The organism is Dietzia sp. 111N12-1 (assembly GCF_001658045.1).
Lineage (GTDB): Bacteria > Actinomycetota > Actinomycetes > Mycobacteriales > Mycobacteriaceae > Dietzia > Dietzia kunjamensis.
Map to the genome: position 1 here is coordinate 41,701 of NZ_LSSV01000019.1, position 22,436 is coordinate 64,136.

At 66.1% G+C, this 22,436-nt stretch carries 7 protein-coding genes; 1 reads left to right on the forward strand and 6 read right to left on the reverse strand.

Annotated features, from left to right (window positions below; genetic code table 11):
• The 3 genes from AYO52_RS02695 to AYO52_RS19170 are packed head-to-tail and all read right to left on the reverse strand — an operon-like array spanning nucleotide 1 to nucleotide 14,010.
• Nucleotides 1–6,447 carry a DEAD/DEAH box helicase gene (locus tag AYO52_RS02695; RefSeq protein WP_067712836.1) on the reverse strand — a complete coding sequence of 2,149 codons (6,447 nt, stop codon included), beginning with the start codon at nucleotides 6,445–6,447 and terminating at the stop codon, nucleotides 1–3.
• The gene (locus AYO52_RS02700) at nucleotides 6,444–11,063 is read right to left on the reverse strand and encodes a DNA methyltransferase (protein WP_067712839.1); all 4,620 of its coding nucleotides are present in this window, start codon (nucleotides 11,061–11,063) and stop codon (nucleotides 6,444–6,446) included. Before AYO52_RS02700 ends, AYO52_RS02695 begins: the two co-directional genes overlap by 4 nt.
• Nucleotide 11,064: 1 nt before the next feature.
• A complete protein-coding gene (locus AYO52_RS19170; protein WP_067712842.1) occupies nucleotides 11,065–14,010 on the reverse strand; it encodes a DEAD/DEAH box helicase in 2,946 nt (981 codons plus the stop codon).
• Between the two features lie 163 nt (nucleotides 14,011–14,173).
• Between AYO52_RS19170 and AYO52_RS02710 the strand changes: the two genes are divergently transcribed.
• Complete coding sequence (locus tag AYO52_RS02710) at nucleotides 14,174–15,292, forward strand: DUF3320 domain-containing protein (RefSeq protein WP_067712845.1); 1,119 nt, start codon at nucleotides 14,174–14,176, stop codon at nucleotides 15,290–15,292.
• On the opposite strand, the gene AYO52_RS02715 is transcribed toward AYO52_RS02710, so the two are convergent.
• From AYO52_RS02715 to AYO52_RS02725, 3 genes are all read right to left on the reverse strand, one after another.
• Nucleotides 15,289–17,190 (reverse strand): DUF262 domain-containing protein, encoded by a 1,902-nt coding sequence (locus AYO52_RS02715; protein ID WP_067712848.1) that lies wholly within the window; start codon nucleotides 17,188–17,190, stop codon nucleotides 15,289–15,291. The two genes, AYO52_RS02710 and AYO52_RS02715, sit on opposite strands and share 4 nt — an antisense overlap.
• A gap of 76 nt (nucleotides 17,191–17,266) precedes the next feature.
• On the reverse strand, nucleotides 17,267–18,280 hold the full coding sequence (locus AYO52_RS18490) for a hypothetical protein (RefSeq protein ID WP_067712851.1): 1,014 nt from the start codon (nucleotides 18,278–18,280) through the stop codon (nucleotides 17,267–17,269).
• Nucleotides 18,281–18,574: 294 nt separating this feature from the next.
• Nucleotides 18,575–22,174: an ATP-dependent RecD-like DNA helicase gene (locus AYO52_RS02725; RefSeq protein ID WP_172812099.1), complete on the reverse strand. Its 3,600-nt coding sequence runs from the start codon at nucleotides 22,172–22,174 to the stop codon at nucleotides 18,575–18,577.
• Between the last annotated feature and the right edge of the window lie 262 nt (nucleotides 22,175–22,436).

A 22,436-nucleotide genomic window follows, 5' to 3' on the forward strand; every position in this document is an offset into this window, starting at 1 on the left:
TCAGCTCTCCTCTCCGCCAGGCGTACCGAGCGCTTCGCGCAGCCGGCCCGACTCGGGCTCGGCCGTCCAGTCGATCACCGTCCAACCGGCGTCGGCTATCGGGCGCACCGTATCGGGTGACTGTGACACGAACAGCGCGACCTTCGCCTCCGGCCACGAATAATTGGCGATCACGCCGCGAACCTCTTCGCCGTAGTCCGGGAGGGGTGCGCCCATCTCGGCCAGCACGCGGAGGACGTCGAGCTCTGCGGTGGAGTCGGGGTCCTCGGGGTCGATCTCCTCGGCGATCTCCCGCCACGCCCCCGAGAATCCGGGGTCCGCCGGAGTCTCAGGCGCGGTGGCCGACGCAGTCGGCTCCGCTGCGGCCTCGTCGACCATGGCAGCGAGTTCGGCTTCCACATCCACGAGGCTGGTGTCGAGTCCGTCCGCTGCGTGGATCCGCGAGCCTCCCGGCCGAAGGGAGAGGAGATTGGACCAGCGCAGCCACCACTGCCAGTCCTCGCGGTAGGACGCGGAGCCCACTGCGGCGTCGGAGGAGTCGATCACGAGGTCGGCCCAGATCGAGGCCGCCTGCCGCGGATTGCCCGAGACCGCGAGACGCGAGAACGGTCGGCTGACGATTCGAGCGTCGCCATCACGGACGCCGGAGGCCAGACCGTACGCGGCGCACGCGTGCCCGACGTCCTGCCACTGGCGCGGATCGGGGTCGGCGACGATCTTCGTCAGCAGCGTGACCGGATCCCCGGAGGCCGCATTGACGAGCGTCGGAGCCAGGCCCAGCGAGGTGGCGAAGGCCTTGACGTAGTTCTGCTGAGGCCACGCCGGTGGAGCAGCGACGATCTCCGCTTCGTCGAGGTCCGCGTGGGTTACGGCCCACGGGATCCATCCCATGTCACGAGCCGCTTCGCGCTTGTCGGCGTCGTCCGCCACCCGGTTGTACTCGGGACTGGCGTGGTACTTGGCGCCGTCGGCGTAGATGGCGAACTTTGGCAGGTTCGGGTCGTCCGGCTGGAGCAGGTAGTCGGGTCTGGTCCCCAGGCCGGGGAGGTCGACCTGCGCGAGCAGGTCCCACGTCACCTGCGAGCCGGGCACCCGGATCCGCAGGGCGCTGTACTTGCCGGCCGGGATGGTGTCCACCTTGGCGCCGGCGTCCTTCAACAAGGCCGACAGGCGGTGACGGAAGCGGACCTCCAGGGCCGAGTCACCTTGCGGGTCGAATGTCGGGAATTCCACGATGCTCCAGTCCTCGAATCTCGGCACGGCCTCGTCGTCGCGACCTTCTCCGCACAGGAGGTCGAGGAGTGCCGTCTCCGCCGTGGCCCGCGAGGTCCGATCGACGTCGGCGGGGCTCGAATGGGGGAGGAGGCACTCCGGGCACGCGAGGCGGTTCTCCGCGGCGCAGGGGCAGTCCCGGACTGCGGACCACGCGGTGTGGAGCAAGCTCCAGACGTCCTCCGGTGAGGTGAACCCCGCCAGGTAGCCGGTTCCGCCGGGCACGCTGTCATGCAGCAGCAGGGCGGGAACGGGTCCACTCGGCCCCGCGGTCGTCGTCTCCGTCGTGGTGGACGGCTTGCCCGGCAGCGGGACGGACACGGTTCCGACCTCGAGGTGGCTGGGGTCGCCCCCGAGCGCCCGGCGGAATCCGAGCTTCAACGCGGCCACGAGGCTGGGCAGGATCATCGTGTCGTAGGTGGAGACCGTGCTGGGGAGGTAGAGCAGCACGCCTTCGGTGTGGAGCGTCCTTCCGAGTGCGACGTGGACGTTGTGCTCGTGGGGAGAGTCCGCGTGCGCACACCATGGGCGGTGATTTCTCCGGGTGTTGCGGCCGGCGTCCGGGTCGATGTGGCCGCAGTACTCACACAGACGGAAGTGCGGGGCGGCGGGCTGGTTGCCGCCGATCATCCGAGAGGCGCCCGGGCCCGTGCCGAGGTTGATCCACCGGATGTCCGCCCGGCGTAGGTAATGGGCGCCCAGGCTGGTGCCGTCGACGAACCAGGCACCGGCGCCGTCCTCGGTCCGGAACGTCAGTGTGCGCGCCACGGTGTAGCGCCGACTCAGCCGCTCGTCGTGCCGCTCGTCCACCGTCGCGGAGTCCCGGCTCACCTGCGCGGCCACGCGGCGGAGCGGCACCACGTCGAGGACCTGTGCGGAGTCGGCGAATCCGGCCGCTCCACAGGAGGGGCACGCGCCCACGGTGTCGGTCACCACGGTCTCGGCATGGCTGCATGCCGGGCAGACGCGCCACCGTTCGACCTCGTCGCGGTCGGCGCCCATGTCGACGCTGGAGATCTCGATGCGCATCCGGTCGGCATAGAAGGAGTTGCCGGGTGCGAGTTCGGTGAGAGCCGAGGCCACGGACCGGGTGAAGGTGGTGGACTCGACGCTCCACTCGGAGGTCTCGGGGTCCTGCGAGGAGACCGAGGTGTGCAGGTCCACCGTGTCGTCGAGGAGCTGGTATCCCGGCAGGAGGCCGAGCCGCTCGAGGGCGGAGATCCAGTACTCGCGCATGTGCTGCTGCCGCTGGCGGATCGTGGCCTTGTGGGAGGCCTCGGCGGCGCGCAGGTCCTCGTGGTCCTGATCGCTCGCCCCGGGGCTCTGCGCCCGTTCGCGGAGGTCCACGAGGACCGTGTCGAGCCGGTCGAGGCGGCGGGTGAGCTCGGCGGTCTCGTCGTTCCACCGGTCGAGAGCCAGCGCGAGCGTGGAGTCGAGAGAGCGCGGCGCAGGGTCACCCTCCGAGGTTTCCCCGGTGGCCCACTCACGCAGGTCAGAGGCGGCGGCCTCGGACACGTACTCACCGAGGCTGCCGAGGAACTGCTCGAGCAGCGCCGGCACGCGGCCGGGCAGCTCGATACGTAGCCGCGGCACGAAGCAGTCTGCGTGCTTCTTGAGGACGTCCCGTGCGCGGGTGCCGTCGGGGTGGATGCCCTCCAGGACGAGTGCGTCGATCGCGTGGGCGAGGAACTGCCGGCGGAGGATCTCGGCCGCGGAGAGGAACGCCGCCGGCGGCTGGACCGAGCCGTTGATCAGGGACAACGGATCGTGCACGACAGGCAGGGTCTTTCCGCGGCCGCGCACGAGTGCCACGACGAGCGAATTACCCGTGAGACGCCCGGCGCGTCCGACGCGCTGGACGTAGCTAGCCACGGAGTCGGGCAGCGAGGAGAGCATCACGGAGGAGAGGTCGCCGATGTCGATGCCCATTTCCAGCGTCGGCGTGGCGACGAGCACGTTGGGTGCGCCGGGCTCGTCGGCCGCGGTCTTGAACTGCGCCTCGATCCGTGCCCGGTCCTTGGTCTCGAGCAGGCTGGTGTGCTCCCGTGCGACCACGGCTCGGCTGTCGGCGGAGTAGTAGAGCCGGCGGTAGTAGTTGTCGGCGTCGATGGACACGGTCGCCAGCCGCCCGGGGCAGTCCACGGTGAGGCACGGCGCGCCGGTGAGCAGGTCGCGCACCGATGCGACCGCGGGCGAGGTGTTGTGGCAGACGTCGCAGCGCAGCTCGCCGGGCTCGGGCTCGGCGGTGACGATCACGGAGTCGGGCGAGAGCCCGTAGACCGACGCACCGGACTCAGTGGTGATCAACTCAAGCACACCGGCCTCGGCGAGCCGGGCCATCAGGGTTGCAGCGAGTCGCTGCGCCGAATCGGGGGTCACGCCTAGATGCCGGGAAGTCCATCGTTCGTACCAGGACTGACGCTGGGCTACGGGATCCATTCCGCGCACGTACTTGCTCTTGGCAAGCGTCGAGCCCACGCGAGGGAACGCAGGATAGGCGCCGATGGGGAAACCGGGCACGCCCTTGGCACGGGCCTGCCGCTTGAACAGGTGCCACGTGTTGCCGTCGGTCCGCGCGTACTCGGTGAGCCAGCGGTGGGTGATCCCGCCGCGCTGGAGGATCCGTCTGATCATCACCCGTGCCCACACCTCGAGCGCGTGGTCGTCGGGCTCGGCCTCGCTCAGCGCCGACTCCACCGTGGTCGCCTCCCACGCGCCGCGGGCGGCGTCCACCAGGTCGGCGGTCGGGGCGTCGACGGTGGCCACGGCACTGCCGGTGAGGGCGAGCGTGCGGCCGAGGGTGGAGCGCAGGCCGAACTCCAGGCTGAGGTCGAACAGCAGTCGGTCGCCGACGGCTTTGGTGGCGGTGCCCTTGGCGGAGGAGGTGGCCCCGGTGTCCCAGAACGGCGTGAACAGCGTCCGGTCGGCGAGCGACGGATGCAGCAGGTGGTAGCGCTGGACGGGGGTCTGCGCCTGGTCGCGGACCGCTCTGGCGAGCGCGGTCAGCGACAGGGACCCCCCGGCGAGCGCCGTGGTGGTGGCGGTGCGCAGGGCGAAAGCATGGGCTCGGGCCTGGACGAATCCGGCACGGTGGGAGGCGTCCTGGACGGAGTCGCTGAACACTAGGGTGCGCTTGTCCGCAGCGTCGAGGCCGGTGGTGCCGAAGAGGTTGGACAGCGCCACGGAGAGCAGCGTGGCCACGGCGGAGCCGATGTACCGGATCGAGTCGCGGGTTCCGCACGCCGGGCACGTCTCGCGCTCAGAGAGCTCCTTTGCGGTGGCGCCGGTGTGCAACAGGACTGGCACAATCCGCGGGTCGGCGTCGGTGGTGGGGTCGACGGATTCGGCGGCGAGCAGGCGCGTCTGGGCGGGGTTCAACCACATGAGGGACGTGGTGGAGTCGCGGGAGCCGCGTACCTCGGACAGGGGCATGCCTTCGGCGAGTGCGGCGTCGACCTCCTGGTCGGCGGCGATTAGTGCGCGGACGGTGGTGCGGTCGGCGATTGAGGACTTGCGGATCGCCGCGGCGGCGAACTGGGGGGTCTCGGTACCGGGCTCGTAGGCGGTCATCCAGCCGGCGCGTCCGCAGTGGCGGCAGAAGATCGCGGGGAGGTGGTCCTCGGCGGAGAGGCTGCCGGCTTCGCCGGCGTCGTCGGGTAGGGCGTCGGGGCCGTCGTCGTGCCAGCGGAAGCGAACAGAGGTGGCCACGGCGCGGTCGAGTCGGGTGAGTTCGCGCACCCACAGGTGCGCCTCGAAGCTGGGCAGCCGTCGTCCGGCGACGGAGTCGGCGGCGGTGATCACGGCCCGCATATGGCTCAGCGCGCCGAGGACGTGGGTGAGGTACCGCTCGGCGTCGGAGGGGCGCCGGACGTGGGGGAGTACGGCGACGGCGAGGTCGCCCAGGCTCACGGCGTGGGCCGAGTGCTCAAGGATTCGGGCGAGCAGCTCGTGCTCGCGCGCTCGCTCCATTGCAATCCCGGTGTCGGGGTGCCCGTGCTCGCCCCACACATCGGTGCACACGGCGGCGAAGATGGCCTCGGCCGGATCCTCGCCGTCGTCGAGGCGCTCGGCGATCGCGCGGTCGAGTTCGGCCATCCGCGCGGGGGAGGCCACGTCTTCGACGGGCACGCGCTCGGCATCGGGCGCGAGCATCCACTGGTCCACGGTGAGGCGGGATTCGGTGAGGACGGCCTCGGCGGGGAACTCCTCGCCGAAGACTGTGCGGGCGAACTCGCGGACGGGGCCGGTATCGCCGTCGTCGCCGAGCGTGGCCGACGTGGCCACGGGGGTGATCCGACCGAGTGGACGGTCACGGTCCGCGTCGGTGAGGAGAACCCTGCCGCCGTCGGTGGGGGCGAGGTGGGTACCGACGACGAGGCCGAGCCGTCGCAGGAGCAGGGCCACGTCCGTGCCCTGCGCTCCGTCGTAGGTGTGGAACTCGTCCAGGACCACGTACTGCAGTCCCTCGGCGGAGATCCGCCAGATGTCGGCGTCCTCGGGCCGTAGGAGCAGCTGGTCGAGCATCTTGTAGTTGGTGAGCAGAAGGTCCGGTGGATCCTCGCGGATCGTGGCGCGGTCGGTGATGAGCCCGGCCTCGCTCACGGTGGTACGTCCGGAGCCCTGATGCTCGCCGGTGTAGATGCCGGCCGTCACGCCGGCCAGTCCCGGCTCGGCGAGGAGGAGTCTCGTCAGGCGCTCGGCCTGGTCCGTCGCCAGGGCGTTCATGGGGTAGAGCAGCAGCGCCTTGACCCCGCGCACGCCCTGGGAGCGGGCCCGCTTGGCGTGGTCGAGCACCGGGTAGAGGAATGCCTCGGTCTTGCCCGAGCCGGTGCCGGTGACGACCAACGTCGGTTCCGGGCGGCGCCAGGCGACAGTCGAGCCCTCGTCGGGTCGGCTGGACAGTCGGGCGAAGGCCTGGGCCTGGTGAACGTAGGGCACGAAGGGGAACGAGGACGGGGTCCAGTCTAGAGCTGATGACTCGTCCTTGGCGGCGGGCGCGAAGGGCATGCGGGTGCGCACGAACGGTCCCTGGAACATGCCCGAGGAACGGTCGCCCACGAAGTCGGTCAGGGACTTCTGTGCCCGCGCGTCGGCGAGCGCGAACGTCGTGGAGAGGTACTCGGAGATCCCACCCTGTAGTTCCCGGGCCGCTTGCAGGGGAAGTAGCGCGCTCACAGCGTGCTTTCCGCCAGTTCGCGCTCGAACTGGGCGTAGGCCTCACGCATGTCCGCCTCCCGGTCGAGGATCCGGAACGGGTACTCGAACACGTACGTGGCTCCCGACTGCGGGTGTGTCCACGTCCGTTCCTCCTCGCTGAGCTCCTGGCCCGGCTTGAGTTTGCGCTCGAGTTTGGCCACGTCGTCAGCCACCTTGCGACCGTTGGCGTCGAAGAGGTCTTGCGAGTCGTATTTGCGCATCACCGGGAACTGGGTGCGGTAGATCATGCACAGCTCGTCAGCTGTGACGCCGAGGGAGAGCGCGACGAGGGCGTCGATCTCCACCTGTGCTTGGCGGCGCTCCTCGGCCTTGCGGAGCGGAACGTCGGGGGTCCACTTTGTGCCGGTCACCTCTTCCCAGAGGGGGGTATAAGCGGAGGTGAGGCAGGTTAGCCGGGCATAGCGCCCAACAAGGTGTTTCGAGGAGCGGCCAATGCTGGGCGAAGCCAGACCCTCTACGGTGGAGCCATGGATGTCGCCGCCGCCGCTGGAACGCAGGAGGAAGTCACAGAGAACTGAACTCATCGCGGCCCCTGCAAGCACGAGCGGAGTGCGGTTCGATTGATCGCCTGATGCCGCTGATTCGACCATGTGGACATGCGCGGCACCTGGGGGGATAACCGAAGGATAAAGTGTGCGAAAACCTGTCATGGCTGCCATTCGCCGCCACCCGATTCTGAACACGGCGCGCGCTGAGACAGGCGGAGAGGTCGACTGTTCGAGTTTGCGATAGCCACCGTCGTAGTCAATGCCGTCGCGGTTCGGCTGGTACGCGGTCGCGGGAATGAAGTCCGGTGGCATGGCCTCAAGGTCGATCTCGGACCAGTCCTTGTTGTTCTTGAGCGTGGGATTTGGCTGCTTGGCGAATGGACTCGCCACGCCGAAGTGGGGGCCTTGAAGGATAACGTCGTTCCACGAATCGGGGACCGCCCACTCGGTGTCAAAGTAGCCCTTCTTCTTGTCGATTGACTCGTCCCATCCTCGCGAATACTGCAAACCGAGCTCCCTGATGCGCGGGGCGGCGGCGAGCTTACGGAGCACGCCCTCGGCCTCGCGGGTGACGGAGTACACCATCCTCGAACTCAGGACCGGTGTGTCCTCGTCCTCCAGAATAGATTTCCACAACTCAAGGGTTGAAGCTTCGACGAGGGTGATGCGGTCCGCATGGGGACGGAGATCCCACGACCCTTCGTCGTTCTTGAGACCGGGTAGCGGCCCGGTGCCGTCGTGGACCAGTGAATCGGTGACCGTCGCGGGGTGATACAGGTTGGTTGCCGAGGCGAAGGACGGGTTGTCTCGATGGGCGGCGTAAGTGTGGACACCGTACGTCACGTGATTATCGATGTCGAATAGCTTTAATTCGTTCACGAACTGCCAATGCCGCCGTAGACGGAGATATGTCTCACGCCTGAGCGGCGCCGCCTTCTTCTCGGTGAAGTGGGACTCCGGATGAAGGAGCGTGACGATGCCGTCGTCACTAGCCGACCGCCAGGCACGCTGCATGAACGCGCGGTACAGGTCGGGTTGCTGACCCGCGAGGAGCGGATACTGCGCGGTGTCATTGAGGAACTTCGAGGTGACGACCGTTTCGGCGATGCCATCGGCGAAAGTGTCGAGCGCACCAGGCCGGGCCAGCGTGAAATCCCGGCGCGCTTTCTTGGCAGCCTGTGTGGGCTTGTGCGCAAGAATCCACCACGGATCCGACTCGCCCCACAGGGCGTCCTCATCGGTGCGCGGTCTCACCCACGGAGGATTTCCCACTTGAAGGTCAAAGCCGCCGAGGGCGAACACGGGGGAGAAGTCCAGCTCCCAGTGGAAGAACCCGCGGTCGGCTGCGACCCGGTCGGCCACCGCGAGCCAGGGGTGTCGGTCGAGCACCGCAGCGATGGGCACTTCCTGCGCGAGGATGCGGTCTATGTCCTCAGCTTCGCCGATCTGCGCCCACGTGAGGTCACCACCGAGTCTAAACTGGGCCTCGCCGTGGCCGTACTTGCGACTGCCCTTCTGGGTGTCCGCATAGGCGTGGCCGAGGAGTGCCTCGAGCCCCTCGATCCACTGATCGAGCGTCGGAGGCACAACCACCTCCCCGTCGATGCGGGTCTGGTCCTTCGTAAGCGGCCAGAACCACAGAGCGCACCATGCGTCCATCGCACGTCGCAGGCGTTGGAAGGCGCCGTTGGCGTCGGCGAAAGCCGCCTCGATCTCGGTACGGGTGACCGGGTTCGAGGGCACGTCGAGGTCAGCGCCCCACACATCGATTCGGCGCCGGATCTGGTCCTCGGCGATCCGCATGCGCACCAGGGCGAACTGCCACAGCCGCTCAATTCGCTCGGCCAGGTCTGCCAGGCGCGCCACCTGGGTCTTGGTGGGCTTGGAGGTGATGGTCCTGTGCCAGGCTTTAAGTTCTTTCTGCGCCTCTCCCACGTACGGCGTCAGGTCCTTGGCATCGGCGGCCGCACCCCAGCCGGCGGCCGGAACAAGGAAGTGGTGGATGCGCCCGCGTACGGAGGGGTCGAATCCGGTCTCCTCGTCCACTGCGACTGCCAGCCCCGTCATCGGGGCGTCCTGCGGCTCGGCGGTGAGCCACTGCTTCTTCTCCACCTGAGTGAGCGAGTACGTGGCCCGGCGGGCGCCGATGAGTGAATTACCGCGCCGCAGGTGCAGACCGAACCACGGGGCCTGGAGACCCGGCGTCATAGTGTCCAGCCACAGCGCGATCTCGGCCAGCTCTACGGCCGTGGCGTTGAGGTCCACTCCGTATACGCGGTGGAGCGCTAGATACGCCTTGACCTTCTGCAACTCTGTGGTGCGCTCCTCGGGCTCGATCTCCTTGCCCAGCTCCCGCTGGCGACGCTCCAGGTACAGCTCGGCCAGCTGACGGACCGCCTCCACGGCGAACGCCCCCGAGCCCATCGCCGGCTCGCAGATCGAAATCGTGAGGATGTCCTCCGCGTGATCGATCCGCCCCGTGGCGTCGAGCTCCTCGATCGCCTGCCCCACGACGAACTCGCTGAGGACTTGTGGCGTGTAGAACGACGCCGAGCGCTCCCGGTCCCGCGAGGACTGGCGGAAGACGAACGACCCGCGCGGGTGCGTGACCCACACGTCCTCGCCGGTCTCCGGATCGCGACGAGTCACCTGATCCGCCGCCGAGACTTCGAGAGAATCCTCGCGGTTGATCACCCACGAGCCCTTGCTCGCGTCGCCGCCGCGGGCCACCTCCCACAGGTCTTCCTGCGCGATGAAGCCCGTGTAGGACATCAGGCCCTCGTACACCTGGCCGAGCTCCGTTACCCCGAGGGTGGCGTAGGAGATGAAGCCGCGGTCGCGGCCCGCCTGCTCCGGGGTGAGCAGGAGATGGCCCAGCACGCGCTGCAGCGCGAGGTTGGACAGCCCCACCTCGTCGATGAGCGCCGTCGCGCGCGGGGAGAACAGGTCGGCGGTGAGTTCGTTGAACTCCAGCCCCGGCGCCGCCCCGGGCTCGTCGTCCGGGTGGTGGCCGCCATCGACCAGGCGGAAGAGCAGGTTTAGTGATTCGTACAGGTAGGTGCCCTGCTCCTCGCGCGGCGTGGCCGGCGGGGAGAGGATCTGATCTCGCAGGCGGGTGAGGCCGTAGCCGTCGTCGTACTCCGTGGCCCCCACTGGGAGGATGTTAAGCTCCGGCGACGCCTCGGCGAAGAGCAGGAAGAGGATCCGGTAGAGGTAGCGCAGCGACTGGCGGGCGAGGTCCTGACCGTCGACCCCCTCAAGCCCCAGGCCCCGCTCACGGCGCCGGTCGAGGACGTCGTTGGCCAGGATCTCGATGGATTCCCGCACCGCGCCGCGCAGCGACTCGGAGACCTTGACCGAGTGTTGGCGCGAGTCCTCGATGACCTCCGTCCACCACACCGTGCCGTCCGGACGCCGCTCCGACGATTCGCGGCACGTCGCAGCCACCACGCGCTGGACTTCACCGCCCGCCTTGGTGTCCTGGCGTTCGAGCGTGAGCAGTAGGTCGATCGCCAGCGCGCGACCGAGCGGCCATGACTCGCGCTCGGCCAGCAGGAACCACCGGCCGGCGAGCACCACGACGAAGGCCGGCGGCACGTCCGAGAGGAACAGTTCGCCGACGAGCTTGCCGACGGCGTCCGTGCTCGGCTTGCCGTCGAGCGTCACGTCCCCGAGCGGTGACGCGCCGCGCAGGTCCTCGACCGTGTCCACCGGGGCGGCTTCGAGCTGCACCACCCCGTCGCCCGCCCACGCTCGCGCGGTCCATGAGGACTCGCCGCGCGTCCACGAGTGCGTGGTCGGAGTGCCGTAGCCCAGCGCGCGCCGCACGTGGGCGCGCTGCTCCTCCGTTGCGGGTGCGGTGACGCCGTCCTCGTCCGGTGAGAGCTGCGAGAGCGAGGTGAGCAGCGCCTGTCGCTCGGCCGTGAACCGCGATAGCGGCGACACGGCCCCCTCGCCGGCGTCCTGCTTCCACTCCGCGACCAGCTTGCGGACCTGTGCGAGGTAGGACTGCTTGATCTCGTCCGTGGTGAGGTAGTGCTCGCTGATCCATTCCTCGACGTTGACGATCGCACTGTCGGCGGCCATGTCAGCTGATCTCCTGGGACGGGACGGTGGCCGGAGCCACGGGGTGATCGGTGGGGACGACGACGAGGAGCGGCCGTACCAGCCGCTGCTCCGGTCGGAGTTGTTCGGCAAGCTCCGCCTCCTCGCGCACACGGCGGGAGAGGTGTCGCAGTCGGGCACTGCTGATCTGGCGGTCCGCCTCGGACTCCCAGCGCGCGGACTTCTCCCGCCAAGCGGCCACGCGGCGTTCCGCTTCCGCGGTGGCCGAGGCGAAGACCCCGTCGAGGCTCGCCCCCGTCACCTCCACGGCCTTGGGGATCAGCGCCGTGAGCGAAGTCTCGTCGGCGACCGGGCCTGGATTGGTGGCAGTCCTGTCCAGGCCGATCTCGCGCAGCCAGGCGTGGGGGTCTGCGATGGTATCGCCGGTGTGGAGCGTGGGGGAGCGGAACTCCACCACGTGGAAGGCGCGGGAGACCACCTGGCCGCGGCGGTTCATGAGCGTGCCCATGACGAGGACAGTGGGAACTTCGAGGTCGCCACGGACCGCCGGAACCTCGAGGCGCGCCATGGACGACAGCGCCCGGTCCGCTGCCCAGTCCGACACTGGGTGCAGCGGTCCCAGGAAGTGGGCGATTGGCCACGTCGTGTCCGACGTGCCCTCGCGGGCCTCGCGGAGAGACTGGTCCGCCCGTGCCCGGGCGGTGGCCAGGACCAGCTCCTCGCGGACCCGGCGCTGGCGGACGTAGTCCTCCGGGAGCAGGTCCAGACGGCGGATGAGATCGCGAGGTGGCTCGAGCTGCGCCGTGTCGTTGGCGTTCCTGCGCCACGCCACGCCACCGCGGGCGGACGGGAACTGCGGCTCGCCGTGGAACGCCTCGGTGAGGGCGTCCTCGAGGTAGTCGGCCTCCGAGTCGTAGACGCTCTGACGGCCGGACCCGTCGGTGGTCCCGCTGCCGGGAACGGCGTCCTCGTCGTCGTCCCCCTTCCCGATCTCCTCGAGCCAGGCATCGATCTCGCCGATGTCCAGCTCGCCGTCGTCGGTCTTCTCCCGCGCGGTCGCCAGGACCTCCTCCGGGGTACGGACGGTCTCGTCGAAGGCCTTTCGGCGGGCCAGGACCTCGCGGATCGCGTCCTCCTCGCTCTTGACCGAGTGCTCGCCCATGAGCGAGGCGACGTCGCCGAGCTGCGAGTGTGCCGCGTGCTCGCGTTCCATGAGGCGGGTGAGTACGTGGAGGTCACCTGGCGTGGCGTCGTCCGGCGGGTCCAGGAGCAGGGTGGTGATGACCGGCGGAGTCTGCTGCCCGTAGCGGTCCACACGGCCGTTGCGCTGCTGGATGCGGATGAGCGACCACGGGATGTCGTAGTGCACCAGCTGGTGACACTGCGCATGGAGGTTGACACCCTCCGAGGCCACGTCGCCCGTGACCAGGACGCGCAGCGGACTCGAGGACCGCTTGAACGCGTCCACCACGTCCATCTGCTCCTGATCCGACAGACCGCCGTGCATGATCTCCACCGCGCCGGCCTTCAGGCCGAGGTCCTTGGCGAGGTTGTCCCTGAGCCAGTGCAGGGTGGCCACCCGTTCGGAGAAGATCACCACGCGCTCGCCACTCCGGCTCGAGATGCCGATGGCCTTGAGATGGGAGAGGAGCCGCTGGTACTTGGCGCTGGTCTTGGGGGATACCGCGTGCGTGAGTTCCGCGAGGCGGTCGAGGGCCTGCTGTTCCGTGGGGTCCTCGGACTTCGCACGCCGGTTGGCCACCGACTCCGCGAGAGCCGCGGGGGACGAGAGGTACGCCTTGGCCAGCGTCCACGGGAAGAGACGGTTGTCTCCCGACGGTGGCTGCACGCCGGGGCCGGTCCACGTGTCGCGGATCTCGCGGGCCAGTGCCGTCTCCTCCTTGGAGGCCGACACGAGGACGTTATTCGGCTCGGCGCGCTCAGCCCACTTGCGGCCCACCTCCGCCGCGACCTCCGGGCTGTGGCGGTGCCGGCGGATGATGAGCTGCTGCAGGTCCGTGCGATTGATGCTGCCGTCAGGGTGCACCACGGTTGGATCGAGCAGTGCGAGGATCTCCGCGAAGCTCTCGCTACGCCCGTTGTGGGGTGTCGCCGAGGCGAGGAGAAGGGCCTCCGTGGTGGGCGCCAGGATGCGGGCGAGCTCGTTGTTTTGTGTGGAGGCGTTGGTGGCGTTGTGGACCTCGTCGATCACCACCGCGTCCCAGCGGACCTTCTCCAGGTACGCCTTGTACTTGGGTGACTTGAGCGTGTCGATGGAAACGATGACCCGTGGGAAGAACGTGAACGGGTTGCGTGTGGCCGGCAGTGTGCGACGCACCTTCTGGATGCCCACCGAGTCCAGGCGGACCAACGGGATCGCGAACCGGCACCAGAGCTCCTGCTGCATCTGCTCCAGGACGTGGCGAGGGGTGACGACGAGGATGCGGTCCCCGCGCCCGCGCCGGATGAGCTCGCCGAGGATCATGCCGATCTCGAGAGTCTTGCCCAGTCCCACCGCGTCCGCGATGAGAAGGCGAGGGCGCAGGTTCTTGGTGGACAGGGCTTTGCGGACGGCGCTGAGCTGGTAGTCGAGGTGGTCAGCGAGCATGTGCGGCGCCACGACCAGGGACTCGTCGTACAGCGGGACCGGCGTGCGGCGCAGCGTGGACTCCAGCCATAGGCGCGCCCGGCGGTAGTTGGGGGAGGCGTCCGCCTTGACCGTCGCCTGACTGGGATCGAGCGGCGTGACCACGTCCAGGTCCGTGTAGAACGTCGCTGTGGTGTCCCGGACGTACGGGCTCAGGCCGCGGACTCGCAACAGATACGGGGTCTGCGAGCCGTCCGGGTCGCCAGCCGCGCGCTCGACGGAGGTGACAAGCCACTCCTCGTCGCGGACCAGGACGGTGACACCGGGGGCGAAGGGGACGTGACCAGTAGAGTCTGCCTGAGTTGCGGGCGGTGCGGTCACAGTCGGTTATCTCCGTTCCAGGGCTAACATAAGCGGCACTTGAGAGTATCTGTCACGGGTCTGACACGTAGACGATTGCGGGTACGACTACTGGTTTCTCACGCTGGAAACGTCTGTGCCGTTTCCGGTGTGAGGTTCCGGTAGGGGGGCGGAGAGTGCAGCAATGCAGAAGGGAGATGTTGTGGCGTTAGATGCTCGTCACTCGGTTGACCAGGGGCTTCTCCATCTAGCCACTCGGCTGGACCCGATCATCGGAGCCAGACTCCGGTTGGAGCTCGACGGTCTCCCCTGGACGTCGGTCCTGGTTGAACTGGACCGGATGCGGGGTAAGACGGCCAAGAACTATGCCTCTACGGACCTACAGTCTCAGCTAAGAATGATCACCGAGCGGCTCGGAAACCTCGGCTTCCCGTTCGATGACCACTCGCGCCAGGTGAGCACATTGGGCAACGAGCTCCGGATCGTGCGCAACAAGTGGGCGCATCAGGACGAGTTCACCGTCCTCGATGCGTGGCGGACGCACGACTTCGCGGTGCGGCTCCTGGAGCGGTTCTCGGATGTCGAAGGGGTCGCAGAGGCGACGATCCTGCGTGATGCGGCATTTGCGGCGCTGGCGGAGAAGGAGAACCCCGCCACTCCGCCGGCACGGATCGAGGATGAGGTCGTAGTCGACGACACTCCCCCGCCTGCGGCAGAGGTCGAAGAGGACGCACATGTCACCCCGGACGCCGGCGTGTACGTCCGCGCGGATGCTGCGAGCACTCCGCTGATCGGCGGGGAGCGCCATTCCTATGACCCGTGGAACGTCGTCATCGTGGGGGCGCCCGACGTGGTGGACAACCTCCGTAGAAACGACACCAAGGAACAGGTACGGGCCGTGGCCACCGAGATCGCCGAGTTCGAGGGCCCGATCCACGTCGACAGGCTCGCGCGTCTCACGGCCTACTCATTCGGCGCCCAGAGATTGACAAGAGGGCGGCGGCGGAGTCTGGTTCATCAGATTCGTCAGCTCGAGCTTAAGATCGACCGCGACGGCTTCGTGTGGCCGAGTGATCTCGACCCCGAAAGCTGGGATGAATTCCGACCCAATGACAGCACGGTCGAGCGGGAGTTCACGGAGATCAGCCCGGTCGAGATTGCCAATGCGATGAGGTTCCTCGACGACCGCGATCCCGACATGTCCGATGAAGAGCTCTACCTGGCTACCCTGCGGACTTTCGGGCGGCATCGCCGTACCAGGGGATGCGCGGATCACCTTGAGAAGGCGAGGCTGCTTCTCTAGTCGTCGGGATCCCCGCCCAGTAATTCGAGTTCGGCGTCGGACATGGCGGACTCTCCAGAGTCACCACCCGAGGACACCGTCAGGGGCCAGCGCCTGAGTGCCCACTCCACGATTGTGGTCTGGCGGTGCATGACCGTCGTCGGCGTCCATTCCCTGTAACTGGAGGCGAGCTCCTTTTCCTGGAAGAGTCTCGAATCCTTGTACCCGGGCTTGTCGAACTGCTTCCTTCGAAACGGCTTGTTGGAGTACGCGGAATTGTCGTAGGTGAGGACCAGATTTCCCAGGGTGTGTCGATAACGGAGATCGCGATCGTCTCCGAACGTGGTCTTCCAGCCGTATCCCAGCTTCTGCGGGGCGATGTGTTCGATCGAGTCTTTGGCCACGAACTCCTCGAACGGCGCCAGACTCCCTTCTCCGCCGGTGAGATGCTTCTCGTACTCGTACAGGAAGAACTTCAATGACTGGCGCGAGTACCAGTTCGAGGGGTTCGTCGCCCGATCCCACACCTGATCGTCGGACGCGTAATACGCGCAGTTCGCTAAGACATCTCGGGAGAGGTCGAAACCTGACCCCAGATCCCATGCGGTCTTCGCGCTGCTGGCCAGACCGTAGGCCCCCGTGCCTGAGCGGTAGCCGCAGAGTACGGACACCCGGACCCGGTGGGTGAGGCAGGCCGCCAGCAACTCGCAATAGGCTTCTCCGGCGGTCTTGGCGCGCATTCGCTGAACGAAGATCAGTGGAAGGAATTTTGCCGTCCCGCTCGCACGGCGTAGCAGGATGGAGAGTCTGTTCGCGTCATCGCGCACCGAGTCACCGAACGCGGTGTACTCAGCGTCGCCTGAGTTGAACTCGTGAAGGTACACCGAGCAGTCACGCAGACCGGTGACAAGCTCCTTGATCTCGGTGTAGAGAGGGTCTTGTCTTTTCGTCGCTTGGCCGTCCGGTGGCGCGCCGAGTCTGTACGAATCGGGGAGATACCTTGCTCGATCGAACTCCTCTTTGACCGCCTGAGCACCCGTAGGGGCCGACCTCGCCGAACCTCGGGTGGCGAGCCAGTAGGCGCGGAGGAGGTTGTCACCTGCCCGCCTTTCGGCACCGACGTTCCGATGGATGTCCGACCAGCACTTCTCGATGAGCTCAGTGAGGTCGTGCGCTGGTTCTGCGTCCAGCTTCTGGTTTAAGAACATCAAGTAGTTCTTGACTTTCTCGAGTTCGGTGAGCGCGAGGCCGCGATCGTTCACGGTCTCGAAGATCACCCCGACATCGCTCGACGTACTTACCTCGAAGTGGATGAACCTCAGACCAGTGGTCACCCTCTTGTAGAGGTCGTCGAGCACAGCGAAGCCGCGTTCCTTGCCGACCGAATCGAGTAGGCGCTCGATATTGCCGGCGAAGTACTGCATCGCCGAGTCGATTCTTTGTTCGGCTCCGGACTGCTGCGTGTGGGGGAGGCCTGAGTCTTCGACAACAGCCTCCTTCCAGTACGTGTCCGCCCCGCGGGCCAGCGTGAGTCGAACTGGTCGCCACGTCTCGGGTCCTGTTCTCAAGAAGCTCGAGTAGATGTGGTCAGCCAGGACACGCGCTTGAGGGTTCTGTCGAAGGGTGAGACAGGCGCGTCTGATCGCACTCAGAAGGATGAGGCACGCGGTCAGCCGTTGTTGGCCGTCCACGATGTCAACCGTCGGCAGTGCAGTCGAAGACCCGTCCGCGGCATTCTCACGCAGGATGATCGTGCCGGCGAAGTGTCCGTCAGCGGAGTCGGGCCCCAGTAGATCCAAGTCGTTCCAGAGATCCAGCAGTTGCTGCCTCTCCCACGCGAACGGACGTTGATACTCCGGAACCCTGAACACACGACCGTCGAACAGGTCGGTGAGCGTCACGGTGTTCGCGATCGCCATGCTCGCTCCTTTCAGGGGGAACGGGGTTTGTGATTCGCTGCCGGTGCGGATGCGCCGGGCACGTCGAATCAACCAGTCAAACGGAACCGTTGCACAGCCGATCGGCCAGCTCGACCGTTGCCAGAGCATTCCCATCTCGCAAGAAGCGCCTGTACTTGCCGTCGATGCCCAGTGCGCCATTCTGGCTCGCACGATGAACGGCTTCCCACACCGCGCTGAGTCGGTCGAGATAGCGCTGGTACGCGCGAACTGCCGGGTCTCGGGCATCGGGTAGCTGCTTCAGTACGTCCCGGACGTCGTCCACCGTGATGACGGTCCATTGCGTCTCGGGCGGGCCGGGTGGGACCAGGGAACTCGCTGGCGGACCGAGCGTGAGCAGATTCCACCTCGCGATGTCCGGGCTGAAAAAGGAAGGCTGGAGCTTCGTGAGCGCGGTTGTCTGGAGTTCTGAGAGCTCGTCGGTGTTTGGGAGCTTCCTGAAACCGCACTGGATCAAGGCCTTGTGGCCGCCCATCGAATCGTGGAGCACGAGGTGAAGGCCGTGGCGTTCCTTGTCCCAGTACGACGCGTCAGGGCCGTCGAAAGGACCGTAAAGGCGGGCAAGGCTCCATATCGGCTCGGCGCCGGGACGAGTGGCCAGGAGGTAGAGCATTCTGGTGTGGATCTTGTCCGGGTCGGTCCCCGCGAGTTGGTGTAGTGGATCAGCGATCAAGTCGTCTACAGCCCTGATGAGTGAGACTGGGGCAACACCGTACTGCTCGCGCCGACGCTGGGTGCAGTTCGGACAGTCTTCGCCGTCAGGGCACACATGCCGGCGGAGCGCGCCACGGTCGTAAAGGTCGGACCAGAGGGATCGCGTATCGGCTCCGTAGTCCTCTTGAAGGATCGGCTGGACTGTACTGACATAGGCGAGCCGGAGTAGTTCGGCCATGTCGTCGGCGTCCGGATCTCGTCCGAAGTTTCCACCGATGAAAGTACGGACGAGCGTGTCGAGTTCATCCTGCGCTACCGGCATGATGCGTTCTTCCAGCTTGCGGGCCTCTTGCTCGAGGATGGCCCTCAACTCGACGGAACCGAATTGCTCGGGCACGTCATCTCGTTTACACAAGCTCCACTCGAGAACTTTGACGAGGATGTCGTGAGGTTCGCTTCTACTGGTCACAGGCCATTGCCTTCTCTCGGTGTCGGACTTCTGCCCGACTGCTCGTCCAGCGATCCACGATCGTCCTATGGCCCGCTCTGGTTATCATTCAGCGCTGCAGGTCGGAACGTGTCGAGTTCGACATGGGTTCGCGTCGCAATCCGGGTAATGTCAGAAATCCGTGCCCGGCGGGCGGGTGTCGCTGTTGGTTTGGCTGCTGAAGCCGCCGGAGTGCCAGAAGAGCTAGCGTTTTCTCCCCGGCACCTTCTTGGCCGGTCTGCGACTACTTGCCACGCCCAGCACGGCCCGAGCACTTGCCTCCCAGGCAGGCTGGTCGACTCCATGGGTGTCGTCTGTCCAGATGAGTACCCCACGGGTCCCAGGATGATTCGGATCGTCAAATGGCCTGAATCCATTGTCGACGTACCAGGTCTTCTTCGCCTCCCAATCGGCTGCGTATTGCGGATTCGCCATCATGCCCAGGTGTTCCCAGATGACCTCTTCGCCCGTGCTCGTTTCAATCGTGAAATCGGGGTACTTGGTGACGCCGTCGATCGTTAGTGGCCGTTCGTAGTACCAGTTGTCCGGAACGAGACTCTGGAGTATCGACGCGACGATGACCTCGTTCTTGCTGCGGACCAAGACCTCGCCGGGGGCGACGTGGATCAGATTTCCATCGAACTTGTGCAAGGCGTGACCGACCGCGATCGTTCGCGGGGCGGGCTTTCTGAAAAGGTCGGTCATCCGCCGAGCGGTTTCTGACAACGCAGGAGACGCCAGGTCGAAGAGGTCTGAAACGTCGCCCTCATGGAGGATGACGATCTTCCGCGATTGCCGCGTGAGCGCCGTGTAGAGCAATTCCCTGCTCACGGTCACTCGAGACGGGAGCACCAGGAAAGTGACACCGAACTCGGATCCCTGCGATTTGTGGACAGTAATGGCCCAGGCAAGCTCCAACGGCGGATCTTCAGACCGAGACGGACGGTAACCGTATGTCGCGCCGACCTGCGATGAGAATTCCACATTGGCGAAGAGCGGTTTGGTCCCCTCTCTGCCCACGACGACGCCGATCTCACCGTTTGCGACGTAATCGATTCCAGACCCAGGTGGGTATGCCTTGGCGCGGCCATCGTTCCGCGTCTGCATGACCTTGTCCCCGACAACGATCTGTTCCGGCCCCAGGGGCTTGGGGGGTCGGTGGCCATAGAACTTCTGCGCTCTGCGAAGGTCGTTGGCCCTGTAGCGCTGCTTGATCATCCGGTTTAGTTCGACGGTGCCGAACAGCCGGGAGCGAGTCGGGGTGAGGATTTGCCAGTCTTCACAGCGTTCGCCGGCTCCGCCCGGCCCAACGCGCCAGTTGGCCCATCTCCCGTCGTCAGAAAGCTGCGCTCCGTAGCTCAGTTTGAATGCCTTCTCGACGTCCTCGGCGGCGTCGATCCCGATTTCTTCCTCGACGGCTTCGATGAGCGTCGAGGCGATTCCATCGGTGTTCCACCGGCGGTAGGCGAGTGTCTCGGACTGAGTGTCGAGTCGGAGCTTCTGCCAGATCGAGTCCGCTGCACCGGGCAGGTCCTCGCCGCCGAACCAACGGGCGAGACTGAGGTCGTCACGTTCACCAGTAAGGTCGGTCTTCTGTCGCCGGAAGACGGTGAGCTCGACGTACCCGTTCCCGACGCGTGGCCCTGTGTCGAACGAATCAGGTTTGAGCCACTCGACGATGTCGACGAAAGGCCGTCCAGGCCCGATCGGAGGTAGTTGCCGGTGATCTCCGACGAGGATGAGTCGCTTGACACCTTCGAGCGCGCTCAGGGTGGCGGCAAGCATCTCCTCGGTCAGCATCGAGGCTTCGTCGATGATGACCAGACCGGCCCGAGAACGTCTTGACTTCTCGACCGAGAGATAGCGTCCGGTATCAGGGTCATAGCCGCCCTTCCTGACCAAGAAGCTTGCCAAGGTATGGGCTTCGGCGTTCACCTTGGACTGGAGTTGAACCCGTGCCTTGCCGGTCGGCGCCAGTAGGAGAATGCCGTCTTCTCTGATCTCTGGGCGCGCGACCAGAGTCTCCAGCAGAGATGTCTTGCCAGTGCCGGCGGGGCCGAGGAGAACCGAGAGGCGAGACGCACTCAGTTCTGCGAGCCCAGCGGCCTTCTCGCTCCGTGCCAATTCCTCTACCTCGTCGCCCGGATCGGCGTCCCCGAAAGCCGCATCGATTTCGGTGCGAGGGTCGAATTTCACATCGAAGCGGCGGGCATGTCGACGCTGTGTCAGGGCATCAGTGATGTCGGCGCCGACGTCGGCGAGGTGCGCCAGTTTGTACCCGGGCGCGTCGTCCTGGAGTTCTGCTCGGGTCAGCGGGGTCCATCTCCGGTACTCGTCCAGGCTTCCGGGATTCAGACGGTAGGCCTCCACCAAGGAACGACGAATCGGGCACGGTTGCGTCGCCGGGATCTCCGCGGCGGCAGTCAATACATCGTTTGTAGAAGCGAGGGTGTCACCGTTCTCCGCAAGGCGCTCGAGCACGTCGACCATAAAGGCTTCGACGCGTCGTTCATCGCCTGGATCCCGCATTGCCGTGGTAGTGCGGATCACGTTCGCCCAGGTGACGTGAGGAGCCGGGAAGCACGCTTGATCCACCGTCGCGAGCGAAATGAGGAAGCGCCCCCTGTACGAGCACGTCGCCGCGTAGTAGGGGTTGTCGACGAGCTCTTCTTGGGTGACCGGAACCGTGGTGGTCCCGTCCATGACCGAACTGATTTGGTCACTGTCCAGGTTCATTGCGGACAGGATCCGAAGTGCGTCCTGGCCTGTCTGTCCCATGCCGCGCCAGGCGTGACCGATCGACGGGGGAAGCGAGCTTGATAGCTCGTCACCAAGCGAGTCGGTTCGGTCCAGCGCGCGTTCGACCACCGCCCACGGATCAGAATGGAACGCGGACTCGGCCATGAGCCGACTGGCCACCTTGTGTGCGGATTGGACACCGAGATAGGTAAGCGCGGCCCCCAGTCCCGGTGTCGGACCTCGTTGCTGCCAGAGGCGCTCGATCTGCGCGTCGAGCCACTTCATGGCTGATGAGTTGACCTCTATGCCGAGGGCGGACATGCCATTCGCGGCGGACTGCAGCGAAGAGAGTGCTGCGATCGCGTTGTCATCAGATACGTGTTCGGTGACGTAGGAGAACTCGATGTCGGCGCCTTCTGGGGCCCACGCGAGCGCAGCTTCGATGTCGGCGCCGTCTTCTAGGAACGGGATCAGCTGCTGGTAGGGGAGCAGGACACCTTCGTGTTGGTCGGGTCGTAGACTGTGGCCGACGATGGTCTCCCACATGGACGAGTCGAATGGTTGGTCTCCCGATTGGTTCCACATTCCCGGGGGAGTCAATGACGTGACGGCCATGGCGCCGACTAGTAGGCGACGAGTCGACTCTTCCTGAAACGGCGAGTGCTTGAGGTAGGCGAACACCAAACTCTGGTGGGGACGCACGTCAGAAAAGAAGCGATTGATCATCGCTCTCTGATTGCTTCCGTCCATGAGCCACCCGGGCGCGAACCCGAGGATGCGATGCGCCGTGTCCTCGCGGTCGGGATAGTAATCGTCGCAGTAGTGCCAGAGCTCGTCGTCTACGATTTCGCGGCTCAGCCAGCGGAACGGTACCGCCTCAAAGGCGTAGCCGGGTACGGAGAGTGTCGTCGGTCGAAGATGGCCCTTGAGTGCTCTGTTGAATGAGTATGGATGTACCTTTTCCAACGAGTACCCGTGAGCTGACATGAATGTGCCTCGTTCGCTGAGGCAGGGCAGCTTGCTCAGGTCAGCGAGCTCAGGGAACGATCGGCCCGCGACCTCCATTTCCCACCTGTCGTCTCGGTTCTCCCCAATGTTTTTGAGAAACAGACACGAACTATTGTCCTTCGGGCGCGTGCACACCCGATCGTCCCACGGCTGGTCACGCCACGGAACCCGCATGGAAATGTGTTGTACGCTAGTCATCCGGCAATTCTCTCAGTTGCACTGACGGTTCGCGGACGTTCTCTGCTTACGGGCAGAATCGCCATCGGCGAAGATTCACGTCGGAACGCGGACGGAGGCCTCCAGTGTGCAGATTAAGGCA